Below are 16226 nucleotides of genomic sequence, written 5' to 3'. Positions count from 1 at the left end.
TAATAAAAGTGATTCAAAATAGTCTAAATCCACATATAACTACAGTCCCCGAAAATGAACCAGGCTACGGACAATTATTTGCAATACTTGTACGGCGATTTCCCTGGTTTTTAGCAGTATTTATTAGTTCTATTGCTATTGCAGGTATAGTAACTTCTAGGACACATCCTACTTACAAAAGTTCGATGCAACTGCTAATAGAACCTAATTATCAAGGCAAAAAAGAAGGAGTTGGGCCAGAAAATCAGTTTACTGACTCTAATGTTGTCATCGATACGGCAACTCAGCTTAACTTGATGCAGAGTTCTGGACTTATCCAAAAAGCGGTTGATAAGGTTCAGTCTGACTATCCGAATATCACAACAGCTGAAATTAAAAGTTCTTTAGTCTTAAATCAATTAAGGACTAAAGAAGATAATGTAGCTACTAAAATATTTCAAGTTGAATATATTGATACAGATCCAGAGAAGACGCAAAAAGTTCTGAATGCAATTCGGCAAGTTTATTTAGAATACAACAAACAACAGCAGGATTCGCGTTTGCAGAAAGGTCTGCAAATTATCAGGGAACAGTTGAGTAAAGCCAGTGAAGAAGTAAACGCGTCTGAGGCAAACTTACAACGGTTTCGCAGAAACCAAAATTTAATCGATCCAGAGTCACAAGCCAGAGCGATTGAGACAGCTTTAAATACTATTGAGCAAGAGCGACAGGCAACTCGTTCTCAGTATCAAGAGGCTTTTGCACGTCAAAAATCTTTGGAAGAACAACTTAACCGTTCTCCACAAAACGCTCTAGTTTCTTCTCGTCTTAGTCAGTCTACTCGTTATCAAGGCTTACTGAACGAAATCCAAAAAACAGAACTGGCTTTAGCACAAGAACGCTTACGTTTCACTGATGAGACTCCGAGTGTACAAAAATTCAAAGAACAACTTCAAAGCCAGAAAATATTATTGCAACAAGAAGTAGGAAGGACTTTAGGCAAACAGCCTACAGGTGCATTCTCGGCTGGACAATCTCTTCTTGAACAAGGACAGCTCGGTGAAATTGACCTCAGCCTTGCTGGCCAGCTAGTAGAGACGCAGACAAATATAGTTGCTTTAAGTGCTCGCGATCAAACTTTGACACAGAAACAGAACGAACTGCGCTTGGAACTCAAGCGCTTTCCTCCTCTGTTGGCTTATTACAATCGCATGTTACCGCAATTACAATTTAGCCGTGAAAGGTTGGAGCAACTTTTAAGAGCAGAACAGCAATTGCGGCAAGAACTTTCCAAGGGTGGATTTAATTGGGAAGTTGTAGAAGATCCTCAAACAGGTACAAAGTTGGGCCCTAACCTCCAGCAAAATCTTCTGTTGGGTGCAGTGGTTGGGTTAATGTTAGGAGGTGTTGCTGCTTTTATTCGAGAAGCAGCTGATGATGCTGTTCATACCACTGCTGAGTTGGAGAAGCAGGTTGCTTTGCCGTTGTTGGGTACGACTCCCAAATTACCACCTGCTAAAACAAGAGAATCAATAATTAAGCTGCCTTTTGGCAAGCCAGAAGTTCTTGCTCCCTGGACAATTCAGGTGTTGCAATCCCCACCGCGTTGGGAATCGCTGGATCTAATTTACAAAAATATTGAACTTTTAAATTCTGTAACCAGCTTAAAGTCTTTGATGATCACTTCTGCTTTGCCTGATGAGGGTAAGTCAGCTTTAGCATTGGGTTTGGCAATGAGTGCTGCTCGTTTACACAAACGAGTACTGTTAATTGATGCCAATTTAAGAGATCCTAGTCTGCACAAACAGCTCAATCTTCCCAATGAACAGGGACTTTCAACTCTATTGGCGAGTGATGTCACTCTACCCAACCAGATTAGTATTCAGTCCTCAGGCTCAGCCTACATCGATATTTTGACCGCCGGCCCAACGCCTGCTGACTCAGCTAATCTCTTGAGTTCTCCTCGGATGATGCAATTGATGGCAACATTTGAGGAAAATTATGATTTGGTACTCATAGATGCTTCTCCAGTTCTCGGTTTGGTAGATGCCATGCTTACCGCATCATCTTGTCGTAGTGTAGTACTGGTGGCAAGCATTGGTGGCGTAACGCGAACCCAACTAACTCAAGCTACAACCATGCTGAGCAGGTTAAATCTAATTGGGGTTGTAGCAGATGGGGTATCAAACGCTGCTCATACTTATGTACCTTATGCAAAACAACAACGATTAGCCCTCAAACAAGCTGTGGAAAAATAGTAGATTATTTCCACATAACGTATATAGAGAGTTTTTAATTAGAGTGGATGCCTTTGGTGTCACACTCTGGCATATCTTGTAGATTGTGCGATCGCACTTGTTAGGATGCGATCGCACATATCGCAGTTTGCAACCGAATAGAATACAAAAGCAACACGTAGGGACATAATATATTGTGCCCCTACAATACCTTGTTTAAAAATCACTTAAATAAATTATTTGTAATTAATAAGCCTTTTAAATATGATACTTTAGTTGTATTGTTATTAACAAAAACCAATAATATTGATGAATTCTTTATATTTTTTAGAAAAATCAATGGCTAATTAAAGAGTCAATAAAGAATTCATTTGAGCGTTATTTATTCTTATAGATTCTTATATTCTAGAGATTAAAGCCTCTTACAAAAAACTAGGAAGCAAGAGTAAACTAGTTTGATTAGATCAATCTAAATGAGCAGATAAGCGTAATTAAATGTAGGTATGAAGCAATAGAGTAATCAGGTGAATTTCCTCTGTACTCCCCACCATTATTAATCCCAAGAGGAAATCCCTAGTCTCCCGTAAAGCTTTTCAGTTACATTTATTGTTATTTATCTGCTTAGTATCTCTTAAAACCAGAATCATTACGCAACATGTGTACTTGCCTAGAGTACAAGTAAAAATAGCACATTTTGCACACAATTATCTACAATTTTTCGGGGTGAAAAAGATTCAAACTGAGTCTTTAATCTTGATAGTCTTTGATAACACTTCAGCAATTCACTATTGTATAAATCCAAAGACATATGACAACTTCAATAATTCCAACTCTACAGAATTTTTATAATGTTACCAAGCAGCACAAAGTTAATCCCTCCTCACACTGCACGCTTCAGTGGCGGCGGGGTCAGCTGTTGGTGAAACCTGCTGGAGAAGTAAAACAACCATATTTACCCTCATTAGATAATGAGCAATTATTAGTAAATTGTTTAAAACATTCTCCAGTAAATTTGGTAAGTATAGATCCAAAACTCGGTGAGACTTTGCTGAGGTTTTGGGCAGATGCGTGTGAGCAAGCTCATAAGCCAATATTCCTACGCATCCGTCCTGGCAATCAACTGCCGAGAGGTAGCTATCCTTTGAACTCGTTACAGCGAATAATTGATTGGATTACTGCTCTAGTGTTACTGCTATTAGTGAGTCCAATTATGCTGATATTAGTTGTATTGATGCAATTTAATTCGCCAGAGTCACTTTTTTCTCGTGAGTGGCATGTTGGAGAACGAGGTAAACTTTTTCAAGCAATCAAGTTTTGCACAACTGCAAAGCATAAAATAACACCGTTAGGGCATTGGATGCGTAAGTATGATCTGGATAATCTGCCCCAATTATTGAATGTACTGCGCGGTGAAATGAGTTTGATAGGAACTCGTTGTTGGACTTTGGAAGAGGCAGTGCAGCTGAGTTTACAAGGAAAACGCCAGCTGAATAAACTATCAGAAATTACTGGTTCATGGGAAATAGATACACAGCCAAATCTATTGCATTTAGATAGCTCAACACTGTAACTTAATTACTCCAAAAGTTCATAGTTAGCACTAACTATAAGCGGTTCAAGTTTTTCTCACTCTTCTCAATTCTGCAAAAATAACTCTTAAGGCTGAGTGCGGTAATTGATTAGTTCATTTACCGCATTCTATATGCAAATATTTTTTGCATAGCATCTACAAATGTCTATTTGCTTCATGAAACTATTGTTGAAAATCCATGCATTTCCAATCTCGACCACTCCATAATTTATTCAAAGCTACTAGCTTTTGGCAGAACAACTATTTGATTTTGCGAGAGTTTAAGCACTTTCGTAATATTGCTATACTTGCCTTGGTATTTTCATTTTTAACCGCAACTTTTGAAGGTGTAAGCATTGGTTTTTTGCTCTCATTTTTGCAAAGTTTAACTAGTCCTGATGCCCAACCAATCAAGGTAGGAATAGATTGGTTTGATAATTTAATATTAGGAGCTAATACATCAGCAGTTAGCCGTTTATACAGAATATCTTTGCTAATTTTGTTGAGTACCTGGTTACGTGTAGGCTTCAATTATTTTGCACAAGTATATACTGAATTATCTCAACTCCATCTTGGCGATCGCTTGCGTAAGCAAATTTTTGAACAGTTACAATCATTGTCGCTAAGCTACTTTGCAAAAACTCGTTCTGGTGAACTGATTAACACAATTACCACAGAAATTGAACGGGTAAGACAAGGTTTTAGTGGGGCGGCATTTTTATTGAGCAAAGGGATGACAACCCTAGTTTACTTAATATCAATGTTTGTGCTTTCGTGGCAACTAACACTAATTGCAGTCTTGTTATTTACACTTTTAGGTGTTGGATTATCAACTCTAAATGCTAGAGTCAGAGAAACCAGCTTTGGCATGTCGGTAGCTAATGGTAACTTTACATCAACAGCCATAGAATTTATTAATGGTATTCGCACCGTTCATGCTTCTGGTACTCAAGAATTTGAGCGTCGGCGTTACTATAAAGCTAGCGATCGCGTAGTTAGTAGTTCAACTAAAGTTATATTAATCTGGACATTAGTCAGACCAATTGCTGAAGGAATAGCTACTACAGTATTGATTGGGATGATTATTTTAGCGTTCACCAACTTTGTTATCAATGGAACGCTGCAAGTAGCCTCTTTATTAACCTTTTTCTTTGTACTATTGCGCCTCGTTCCCTTCGTTCAAGATATTAATGGCACTAGAGCATTTCTCAGCACTCTTCAAGGGTCAGCAGACAATATTAAAAACCTCCTAAAAACCGACGATAAAATTTACTTTAAAAACGGCACAATTCAGTTTCAAGATTTAAAAAGGTCAATTAACTTAGTATCTGTTGATTTTGGCTATAGTGCCGATAATTTAGTACTTCATAATGTTACACTCACCATTGAACGGGGTAAAATGACAGCCCTAGTTGGAGCATCTGGTGCTGGGAAAACAACACTTGCTGATTTAATTCCTCGATTTTATGATGCCACAGAGGGAAATATTTATATCGATGAAGTTGATGTGCGGCAATTTGAAATCAACTCTCTACGTCATAAGATAGCTGTTGTTAGTCAAGACACATTTATTTTCAACACTTCTGTTCGGAATAATATTGCTTACGGCACACCAGGAGCAAGTGAAAGTGAAATTATAGAAGCTGCTCAACTAGCAAATGCACTGGAATTTGTTCTAGAAATGCCAGAAGGTTTTGACACACAACTAGGAGATAGAGGTGTGCGGTTATCTGGAGGGCAAAGACAGCGAATTGCAATTGCGCGTGCTTTACTGCGGAACCCAGAAATTTTGATTTTGGATGAAGCAACTAGTGCTTTAGATTCTGTATCTGAGCGCTTAATTCAAGACTCATTAGAAAAGCTATCTGTTGGGAGAACAGTAATTGCGATCGCTCACCGTCTTTCTACTATCGCTAAAGCAGACAAAGTTGTAGTGCTAGAACAGGGGCGGATTGTAGAACAAGGTAATTATCAAGAACTACTTGAGCTTCAAGGTAAGCTTTGGAAATATCACCAAATGCAGTATGAAATCAGTAAACAGTAAACAGTAAACAGTAAACAGTAAACAGTAAACAGTGGTCAGAAAAAAACTGATGACTGATAACTGATAACTGTTAAATCAAAACGGTTGTATACTCTGATAATTTATCATCTAAAGGGTTTTGCAAAACCAAAATATTACAGGTGTTACCTCTATCTTCGGTAGTTTGCTTCAATTTCAAGCAATTAAAGTTGCCAGATTGGCAGACTTTTTATTAATGACTTGGCCTAATCGTCCTGATGGAACTCCAGACGGATGTATTTCATGTAAAACCTCATAAACTTAGTCGAACACTATTTGCAAATCTTCGAGCAAGTTTGCTCAAATTCAACTTTTGCTAACTCAAAGTTATGAAAATTACTCTTACTTGCAATACAAGCTTAGGTACAGGAGGACAAGGAGTCTGCTTGGCAAATGCAGCCGCAGGTTTAAGTGAACTCGCAGATTTAACTGTATTTTGTGCCGGTTTGGAAATACCTCACACAGATTTTCCAATTTATCCCGTTGGTTATTCTCGCTGGAGTAGACGATTACTTGCTACTCCCTTACTGCGTCGTCGCAATGATTGGGCTGTACTACTAAGTGATTTATATTTTGATCAACAGGTAAGTAAAAAGTTAAAATCTCAGCCCTGTGATTTAATTATGGGGGTAGCAGGTCAAACTAATTTAGGCTTTAGGGTAGCCAAAGCAAAAGGTGCGATCGCTTGGCTTTATTGCCTTAATAATTACCTTCCATTCATGCAAGAACAAATTCAGCAAGAAATGCAGTTTCTTTCTGATTCTACTGTAGCAATGATGAATCCTATGATGCTGCAACGCTTTTTAGAAGAGTGTACGCAAGCTGATTTAATTATTGTACTTTCACAAATTGCAAAACAAACATTTATTGATACAGGATTTTCCGCAGAAAAAGTTGCTGTTCTTACTCCCTTTATTAATACTGAAAAATTTTATCCTGCTCCCAAAACTGACTCAACATTTCGTCCTCTTTATGTAGGCACAATTGAACCTCGCAAAGGAGTTCAATATTTAATCCCTGCTTTCTTACAAGCTAAAATTACTAATTCTGAACTATTATTAGTTGGTGGTACATCAACACGTATATTACGACTGTTAATAGATAAAATACTAAGTAAATACTCTAATATTAAGCAAGAATTTTGGAACTTCAATCACCAAGATCCTGTACAAGTATTTAGTCGTTGTTCAGTACTAGTTTTACCTTCCGTTGAAGATGGTTTCGGACTGGTTGTACTCGAAGCAATGGCTTGCGGTTTACCTGTAATTGTTACTTCTCATTGTGGTGCTGCTGATTTAGTTGAAGATGGCGTGAACGGATTTATCGTACCACCCAGAGATGAAAAAGCTATTGCTGAAAAGCTAAGTTTTTTAGCTGCTAATGAATCGATTCGCTCAGAAATGGGTAAAGCAGCTAGAACTACTGCTACTGCTTATAACCAAGCACTTTATAACCAACAGTTAAAACAAATATTTAGAACACAGGGATTACTCAACTGAAACATTCAATATAAGTTAATAATAGACTTCGGGCAAAAGTAAATTTTTGCCATTATTTGCATCTATATATGATGTAAATAAAATTTATCTAAGAGGTTTAATCTAGTTAAGCTTGAACATTATAGGTGAGTAAAAATGTCAAAGTTAATGAAAGAAAATAAGGAATATCAAAAAAAAATATCACAGGATATATTTGATGAAAAACTTATTTATCACTGTTCTGGCTTTGAAATAAATGGAAGCGGAGGAGCGGAAACTTATTTAACTTCTTTAATTAATCATCAACTGCCTGGTGTAAGCGATCGCGTTCTCAAATCTCTTCAGAATGTTGACCAAAGCCAGTTTAAATTGGTTCACATTCATAGTCCAGATTTGCTATTAGGGATTACAGGTAAATGTCCCGTAGTCTTCACTGTTCATAATCATTCAACCTACTGTCCTAGCGGCACAAAATATTTAGCAGGTCAGGGTGTAGTTTGCGAGCGAAATTTCTCATATTTAGGATGTACTTGGGGCAAAGTAGTAGATGGCTGTGGTAGCCGCAGACCTCAAAGAGCGGTTAAGGAATTCCTGCATTCTCAACAAGTGTTAAATATATTAAATAATCTAAAAATTACAGTTGTTGCTAATAGCAATTATGTCCGGGAACAGTTAATAAAGAATGGTGTGTCGTCTGAGAAAATTATTACTCTGCGTTGTGGAACTTCAGTACCCCCAATTGGCACAAAACCCCTAAGTTTAGAAATTCATCAAAATCATAGAATTCTTTTTGTTGGGCGGATTGTACCTGATAAAGGACTGGAATGGTTGCTAAAGACTTTAGTACATACAAATCCGCGAATTCATCTTGATATCGCAGGTGAAGGATGGGATAAGCTGCGATTAGAAAAATTAGCTAGTTCACTAGGATTGAATAATCGGATCACTTGGCACGGTTGGTGTGAGGCTGATAAATTAAATACACTTTATCAACAGTGTTTTGCAGTTATATTTCCTAGTGTTTGGCCTGAACCTGCTGGACTTGTAACTCTTGAAGCTTATGCTCGTTATCGACCTGTAATTGCCAGTGCAGTAGGAGGTATTCCAGAACACTTACGAGATAGAGAAACAGGTATTCTTGTGCCAGCTAATGATATTAAAAAGCTGGCTGATGCTATTACTGAATTGGACACAGATTATCAAAAAAGTCGCCAAATTGGCGAACAAGGTCATGCTTTTTTGATGAAAGAACTTACAATGGATGTTCATGTAAAACATCTCCAAGAAATTTATGAAAAAATCATATATGATTTTTCTATTTGAACTAGTTAAGCTACTAAAATAAATCAAGCCAATTTGGCTGCTTTGGGGGACGACTTTTACCGGACAAAATACAGAGTAAAAATATGTTATCGAATCAAGAATATCAACAGCCTTTAGTCAGTGTTATTATTCCAACCTATAATCGACCAGAGTATCTTAAGCTAGCGATCGCTAGTGCTGTTACACAAACTTATCAAAATATTGAAATTATTGTTTCTGATAATTGTAGTCGAGAAAATCCTCAAACTATTATTGAATCGTTTAATGATTCACGCATCAAATTTTGGCAACAGCCACAAAATGTTGGTATGTTCGCTAATCAACAACATGGCTTCAAAATGGCGCAAGGTAAATATGTTGCTAGTCTTCATGATGATGATATGTGGAATGAAGATTTTTTAGCAAAGCTTGTACCAATTCTAGAAAAAAATTCTGAATTAGTTCTTGCTTTTTGCGACCAATACATCATAGATGCACATAGCAAAATTAATGATATTGGAACTGAAGAAAATACACGTGCTTATAAACGAGATAAACTAACACAAGGTATTCATCAATCTTTCTTCAAGATTGGGCTAATAAATAAAAGTATAGCCACCGCTGCTGCTTGTGTGATTCGCAATAATGTTATTGATTGGGATAGTATTCCTCCAGAAGTTGGTGGGATGTGGGATTTATATTTAACTTATCTCTGCTGTATATCTGGGCGTGGAGCTTACTATTATCCAGAAAGACTAACGCAATATCGTGTTCATGAACAAACTGACACCATGCTTAGTGGTGGTCGAGATGTGCAAGCAAAAATTCGCAAAGCTAAAAGCGAAATGTTTTGCTACAAAGTATTTATGGAAGACACTCGTTTACAAGAATTTAAGACATACTTTCAACAACAATGGTTAGCTGCTAATACTACTTTAGGAATTGGTTTACTGCGAATTAATCAGACAACAGCAGCACGCCCTTATTTTTGGCAAGTGTTGAAACAAAAATTTAATTTGCGAACTATAGCAGCACTCACTCTCAGCTTTACTCCGCAACTATTGGTCAGTAAATTACTAGAAATATCAAAATAATCGAGTTAATTAAAATTAAGCTATTGGTAGAGGTGGGACGTGAAACTGTGTATTATTACCCATAAAGTTAAACGAGGTGATGGTCAAGGTCGAGTTAATTATGAAGTTGCCAAAGAAGCAATTAATCGCGGACATCACCTGACATTATTAGCAAGTGAAATTGCACCAGAACTAGAAAATGATAGCCAAGTTAATTGGATGGAAATTCCAGTTAATGGTTATCCAACTGAATTAATTCGTAATTTCATCTTTGCTAAAAAAAGCGCAGATTTGTTAAAAAAATCTCGTGGCATTGATTTAGTCAAAGTTAATGGGGCGATTAGTATGGCTGCCGCTGATGTGAATGCCGTACATTTTGTCCACAGTTCATGGTTGCGATCGCCTGTTCACATTTCCCGCAACCGCCGAGATTTATATGGTCTTTACCAGTGGCTATTTACCGCATTAAATGCCCGTTGGGAAAAACAGGCTTTTCAAACAGCGAAAGTTGTGATAGCCGTATCGGAAAAGGTCGCACAAGAATTAATCAACATTGGCGTTCCCCGTTCTCGCATTCGGGTAATAGTCAATGGAGTTGATTTACAAGAATTTGCTCCTGGCATAGCGTCTCGGCAAAAATTAGGACTCCCAGAGAATGTCACCTTGGCATTATTTGCCGGAGACATCCGCACACCCAGGAAAAACCTAGATACCGTGTTGCACGCCTTGGTAAAAGTTCCCGACTTACATCTAGTGGTGGTGGGTCACACTGAAGGTAGCCCCTTCCCACAGTTAGCAGTATCTCTGGGATTAAATGAACGCGTGCATTTTGTGGGATATCGACGTGATATCGCCGAAATTATGCGAGCAGTAGATTTATTCGTTTTTCCTTCCCGTTACGAAGCTTGCACGCTTGTATTGTTAGAAGCACTCGCCTCTGGATTGCCTGTAATTACTGCCACCGCAACGGGGGGTGCAGAATTAGTGACACCAGAATGTGGAGTCGTCCTGCCCGACTCAGACGATACCGATGCTTTAGCAACAGCACTGCTGTCCTTAGTGAGCGAACGCATTTTAATGCAACAGATGGGTCAAGCAGCTCGCTCTGTAGCAGAACAACATAGCTGGACTATTATGGCGCAAACTTATGTGGATCTATTCGAGGAGTTAAGCAATGCAGAACACCGTTCTCATCCCGACCTATCGCCGTCCTCTAGATCTCTGCCGTTGCCTTTCGGCGCTACAGGAGCAAACTAAACCAGCCGCTCAGGTGATAGTGGTTGTGCGTGATACGGATGCAGAAACATGGCAATTCCTTGATCAATACAAAGCGCACAACCTGCCATTGCATACTGTGAAGGTGACGCAACCGGGGGTAGTAGCAGCCCTCAACGCTGGGCTGGCAGTAGTAGAGGGCGATATTGTTTCGATTACTGATGATGATGCCGCACCCCGCCCAGATTGGTTAGAGCGAATCACCGCTCACTTTATCTGTGATAGTCGCATCGGCGGCGTAGGTGGGCGCGACTGGATACACCACGGTAGCAAACTAGAAGACGATTCTCGCCTAGTAGTCGGTCAGTTGCAGTGGTTTGGGCGCGTGATTGGCAACCATCACCTGGGAGTCGGAGAACCCCGCGAAGTCGATATTCTCAAGGGCGTAAATATGAGTTTTCGGACTCAGGCATACGGGAAATTGCGCTTTGATGAACGGATGCGAGGTACAGGGGCGCAGGTACACTTTGAAATGGCATTCACTCTGACTCTCAAGCGAGCTGGTTGGCAGATAATTTACGACCCCCAGGTAGCTGTAGATCACTATCCAGCCCAACGTTTTGATGAAGATCAGCGAAATAACTTTAATGAAATTGCCTTTATTAATTTAGTTCATAACGAAACTTTAGTTTTATTAGAACATCTGCCATTTATCCGCCGTACCGCCTTCTTGCTCTGGGCGATATTAGTTGGCACACGCGACAGTTTGGGCTTAATACAATGGCTCAGACTTCTACCCAGTCAAGGCCAGCTAGCAGGTAAAAAGTTGTTGGCATCCTGGCGTGGGCGTTGGCAAGCATATCAGCAATTCAAAGTTACGTAAGAACAGCGTGAACTTTGCGCCCCTCCGCGCTTTCCTTTGCGCCCCTCTGCGTTTAAAACTTTTCACTAAATAACCTGCATGGTGGAGATGTATAGTGATTTCCAAGCAGATACTTTTCAATAGTTTTTTAAAAGAAAACTTTTCTCCCAAAGAGCGATCGCCACAAGGTTGGATTGTCATCCTAGGCTTTCTATTCGTGACTGTCGCTTGCTATTTTGCCGGCGCTGCTGCTTTATTGCGCCTAATTTATCCGGTGACAGCTTTGCTTGTAGCCGTATTTTTATACTTGCGCCATCCCATTCTCTACATCGGGTTTACCTGGTGGATATGGTTTCTCACGCCCTTAGCTACCCGCTTAGTTGATTATCGAGTTGGCTGGGATCCCACCCGTCAGATGCTCATTGCACCCTACTTGGTGGTGTTTGTAACCATAGGAAGTTTCTTACGCCATCTTCCTGCTGCTTATCGCCAGGGTGGCTTACCTTTTATTTTGGGTTTTGTCGGCGTTTTCTATGGCTTTTTGGTTGGGCTAATTTACAACTCCCCGATTCCTGTAGCACGCGGACTTTTAGACTGGCTAAGTCCAATTATCTTTGCCTTTCACTTATTCACAAACTGGCGAGATTATCCCAGTTATCGCCAGAATATTCAGCGCACATTTCTTTGGTGCGTGTTGATTACAGGAGCTTATGGCATATATCAATTCGTGGTAGCTCCTGAGTGGGATCGCTACTGGCTGATAGAATCAAAACTATTTACCAGTTCTGGAAATCCTGTTCCTTTTGGGATGCGTGTGTGGAGCACGCTGCACTCAGTTGGGCCGTTTGGCTCTGTTATGCAAGCTGGGTTGTTATTGTTATTTACTAGTTCGGGAAAATTAATTTTTCCTGCCTCAGCTGTTGGCTACTTATCGTTTTTACTAGCGCAAGCACGTACTAACTGGGGCGGTTGGTTATTAGGCGTAATTATGATTATGGGTTCAGTTAAAGCTCATATTCAAATGCGCCTAATTACAATAATTCTAGTGATGGCAATGTGTGTTATCCCTTTAGCAACCATCGAACCACTTTCTACAGTTATTGGTAGTCGGTTAGAAACTTTTTATCATCTTCAAGAAGATGGCAGTTTTAAAGATAGATCAGGGAGTTATGACAGAAACCTTGGTCTAGCTCTTTCTAATGCTCTAGGTAGTGGTTTAGGAAATATCTGGAAGGTTAACGAAAAAACTGGTCAGATAGAAGTTGTGGTGATTGACAGTGGGATTTTAGATATGTTCTTCACCCTAGGCTGGTTTGGAGCCATACCTTATATGGGTGGATTAATTTTGATGCTTTTCAGCGTTAGTCAATATAGTGAAGCCCGTTTTGATAGTTTTGTCAGTGCTGCCCGTGCTATTGGGATTAGTGCTTCTACACAGCTGCTTATTGGTAGTGGCATGTTGAGTGTAGCAGGCATGATTCTTTGGGGCTTTTTAGCTATGACTATGGCGGCACATAAATACTATCAGCATCAAAATTCCCGACTTTTGTAATAAGTCGGGAATCTCAAAAATAAAATCTTACAACTTAAATAGGATTGATATAGATTATGAAAGTTATAGTTGTGATGCCACTAGCCGAGCAAAAAGGCGGCGGTGAAATGATGCTTTGGGACTTGATGCACCAAGGACGTAATGCTGGTGTTGAGTGGTTGGTGATATTTTTGGAAGATGGGCCGATGGTAGAACAGGTAAAGTCCCTCGGCATTGATACGCGAATTGTTAAAAGCGGCCGTCTGCGCCAAGTTCACCGTTTTATTGCCGCTGTTTTTCAGATAGCTGCGATCGCCCGCCGCGAAGGTGCAGATATGATTGTTAATTGGATGTGGATTACCCATATATCTGGGGGTTTAGCGGCGATGCTAGCGGGATTGCCCGCTGTGTGGTATCAACTAGAAGTACCTAGTGATAAAACTTGGCTAGTACGGCTTGCTACTTTAATACCAGCTCGTGCGATCGTCACCCTCTCCAAAGATGGCAAGCAAGCACAAGCGCAGATTTGGCCCCACAGACCAACACCCTTAGTCTATCCTGGTGTCGCCCTAGATAGATTCGAGCCTGCTGCTTTGCCTTCTGTCGAAGAAACACGCCACAAGTTAGGCTTACCATTGCACGGGCCGTTGATTGGAATTGTCGGGCGATTACAACGATGGAAGGGAATGCACGTATTGGTACAAGCAATGCCCCAAGTTTTGCAAAAATATCCCGATGCCCATTGTGTAGTTGTCGGCGGTAAGCACGATTTGGAACCAGATTATGAGGAATTTTTAAAAGCAGAAATAGCAACTTTAGGGTTGAAAGAGCGGGTGATTATGGCTGGGCTACAGCGTAACATCCCGGAATGGGTGCAGGCAATGGATGTATTTGTACATGCATCAGATAAAGAGCCGTTTGGGATTGTAATTATTGAAGCGATGGCGTTGGGCAAACCGATTATAGCTGGTAATGCTGGGGGCCCGACTGAGATTATTACTGACGGCGTTAATGGACTATTAACACCTTACGGTGATGCGGATAAATTAGCGATCGCCATTCTCCGCTATCTTGATGAGCAAGAATTTGCCCGAAATATCGGACTAGCAGCGCGACAACGTGCCTGCGATTTCTCGACGCAGCGTTATGCCGAAAACTTTATTAATACAATTCGCTCTGCAATACCAAGTGTTTCGTAGTGTCACAAACCAATAAAAATAATGTGACAGACAGAACATGTAGAGATGTTGCAATACAACGTCTCTACTTATCTATGGAGAGCTTCAATTTTTCAGCCAATAACTGAACATTCGGCTCTTTCAAAATGCCATGATGATCGCCAGGAATTTCATGGATCTCCAATCCTCCAGCCGCCAACTTAGTCCAACCCAGTCCCGGCTCAACTTCAACAACCTCAACATTAGTAATATCTCTATCAATAGCCTTGAACAGAGTTATACTGTCTGGGTAAACTTGCGGTACGTAGTTTATTGAATATTTTTTTACTCCTTGGTTGTATGCCTCTCGCCTAACTAGATATTCGAGATTTTTAATCCTGAAAAAGTCATTTTTTAAAGCAATTTTGCCATAAGAAATGCTCATCTTCCGCTTGAGTATTTCTAAGAAATAATTAGGGCCAATTTGTAAAAACTGATTAAAGTGATGCGAAAGCCTCTTGTATATTGGCATTGGCAATACTTTTTGTGCACCTGGTAGACAAGAATCAAATAAAGCTAATAAAGCTACCTGCTCACCTTGCGAAATCAATTGCTGAGCAACTTCAAATGCTATAACACCTCCAAAAGATAGACCTCCTAGACGATAAGGGCCTTTGGGTTGGAGAGTTTTTATTTCTTCAATATAGTGAGCGGCTAATTCCTCTATTCGATTTAAATAAACTGGTCTTCCTTGTCCATCCTCTGCTATCAATCCATAAACAGGTTGCTCTAAACCTAAATAAGAAATTAGAGGTTGATATAAGCTAACACCTTGACATAAGAATAAAGGTGGTTTGGAACCATTGGTTTGAATTGGTACTAAATAGGATAAGGATTTTGGCAATCCTGATTGGCACAGAATTCTAGCTAGTTGCTCAATAGTCGGATTTTGGAAAAACGTCGCTAAGGGTAAACTTTTCTTCAAGGCTTTCTCCACTTGTGCAACTAGACGCAACGCTAGCAGAGAGTTCCCTCCCAAATCAAAAAAGTTATCCCTGATGCCAATCGGCTGAATACCGAGAACTTTTTCCCAAATGTTTGCTAGTTGGAGTTCCACCTCATCGCGGGGAGCGACAATTGCTTCTGTTTCTTGTCTGGTTTGAGGGGGTTCTGGTAAAGAACGACGGTCTACTTTGCCGTTAGGATTCATTGGCAAAGCTTCCAACATCACAAAAGCTGAAGGAACCATATAGTCGGGCAATCTCTGTTTGAGAAAGTGCCGTAGTCTATCAATAGTGGCTGCCTGTTCGGAGTTGAGAACAACATAAGCTACTAGGCGCTTATCTCCAGGGACATCCTCTCGTACTGTCACCACGGATTGCTGAACTGCGGGGTGTTGAGAGAGTACTGCCTCCACTTCGCCTAATTCGACGCGGAAGCCTCGGATTTTTATTTGGGAGTCAAGGCGACCAATATACTCAATATTGCCATCACCAAGGTAACGAGCTAAGTCACCAGTCTTATACAGTCGCGCTCCTGGCTCTTGGCTAAAAGGGTTGAGAATAAATTTTTCTTTGGTCAAGTTAGGACGGTTAAGATAGCCGCGGGCAAGTCCAGCACCGCCGATATACAGTTCCCCAGATTCACCAACAGGCACAGGTTGTAAATCTGCATCTAGGATATAAATCTGTGTATTGGTAATGGGGCAACCAATAGGAGCAAGAATATAATTGTTGCCGCGCTGACATCTCCAAAAAGTA

11 protein-coding genes are annotated in these 16226 nt (G+C 40.2%); 10 read left to right on the top strand and 1 reads right to left on the bottom strand.

Going from position 1 to position 16226, the window contains the following annotated elements:
• Positions 1 to 8 precede the first annotated feature (8 nt).
• The 10 genes from FNW02_RS26350 (at position 9) to FNW02_RS26300 (ending at position 14508) form a co-directional block, all read left to right on the top strand.
• Positions 9 to 2237 carry a polysaccharide biosynthesis tyrosine autokinase gene (locus tag FNW02_RS26350; RefSeq protein ID WP_191760443.1) on the top strand — a complete coding sequence of 743 codons (2229 nt, stop codon included), beginning with the start codon at positions 9 to 11 and terminating at the stop codon, positions 2235 to 2237.
• 787 nt (positions 2238 to 3024) lie between these two features.
• The gene (hepC, locus tag FNW02_RS26345) at positions 3025 to 3786 is read left to right on the top strand and encodes a heterocyst development glycosyltransferase HepC (protein ID WP_191760442.1); all 762 of its coding nucleotides are present in this window, start codon (positions 3025 to 3027) and stop codon (positions 3784 to 3786) included.
• A 199-nt stretch (positions 3787 to 3985) separates the two neighbouring features.
• Positions 3986 to 5830: a heterocyst formation ABC transporter subunit HepA gene (gene hepA, locus FNW02_RS26340; RefSeq protein ID WP_191760441.1), complete on the top strand. Its 1845-nt coding sequence runs from the start codon at positions 3986 to 3988 to the stop codon at positions 5828 to 5830.
• Positions 5831 to 6177: 347 nt separating this feature from the next.
• Positions 6178 to 7347 (top strand): glycosyltransferase family 4 protein, encoded by a 1170-nt coding sequence (locus FNW02_RS26330; RefSeq protein ID WP_191760439.1) that lies wholly within the window; start codon positions 6178 to 6180, stop codon positions 7345 to 7347.
• Between the two features lie 135 nt (positions 7348 to 7482).
• Positions 7483 to 8649 (top strand): glycosyltransferase family 4 protein, encoded by a 1167-nt coding sequence (locus FNW02_RS26325; RefSeq protein WP_191760438.1) that lies wholly within the window; start codon positions 7483 to 7485, stop codon positions 8647 to 8649.
• A gap of 83 nt (positions 8650 to 8732) precedes the next feature.
• Positions 8733 to 9722, top strand: coding sequence for a glycosyltransferase family 2 protein (locus FNW02_RS26320; protein ID WP_191760437.1), 990 nt, complete (start codon positions 8733 to 8735; stop codon positions 9720 to 9722).
• A 39-nt stretch (positions 9723 to 9761) separates the two neighbouring features.
• Entirely contained in the window at positions 9762 to 10958 is a 1197-nt protein-coding gene (locus FNW02_RS26315; RefSeq protein WP_191760436.1) for a glycosyltransferase, read from the top strand.
• Entirely contained in the window at positions 10876 to 11799 is a 924-nt protein-coding gene (locus tag FNW02_RS26310) for a glycosyltransferase family 2 protein (protein WP_191760435.1), read from the top strand. The genes FNW02_RS26315 and FNW02_RS26310 overlap by 83 nt, the downstream gene beginning before the upstream one ends.
• Before the next feature lie 94 nt (positions 11800 to 11893).
• On the top strand, positions 11894 to 13330 hold the full coding sequence (locus tag FNW02_RS26305; RefSeq protein WP_191760434.1) for an O-antigen ligase domain-containing protein: 1437 nt from the start codon (positions 11894 to 11896) through the stop codon (positions 13328 to 13330).
• Positions 13331 to 13386: 56 nt separating this feature from the next.
• Positions 13387 to 14508 carry a glycosyltransferase family 4 protein gene (locus FNW02_RS26300; protein ID WP_191760433.1) on the top strand — a complete coding sequence of 374 codons (1122 nt, stop codon included), beginning with the start codon at positions 13387 to 13389 and terminating at the stop codon, positions 14506 to 14508.
• 64 nt (positions 14509 to 14572) lie between these two features.
• On the opposite strand, the gene FNW02_RS26295 is transcribed toward FNW02_RS26300, so the two are convergent.
• Positions 14573 to 16226: thioesterase domain-containing protein (locus tag FNW02_RS26295; protein WP_191760432.1), on the bottom strand; the 1654-nt coding region annotated here is incomplete at its 5' end.

This window comes from Komarekiella delphini-convector SJRDD-AB1, assembly GCF_014831675.1.
In the GTDB taxonomy this organism is placed as follows: Bacteria; Cyanobacteriota; Cyanobacteriia; order Cyanobacteriales; family Nostocaceae; genus Komarekiella.
Note: the sequence above shows the minus strand (reverse complement) of the source record. Positions and strands in the feature narration are given on the sequence as shown.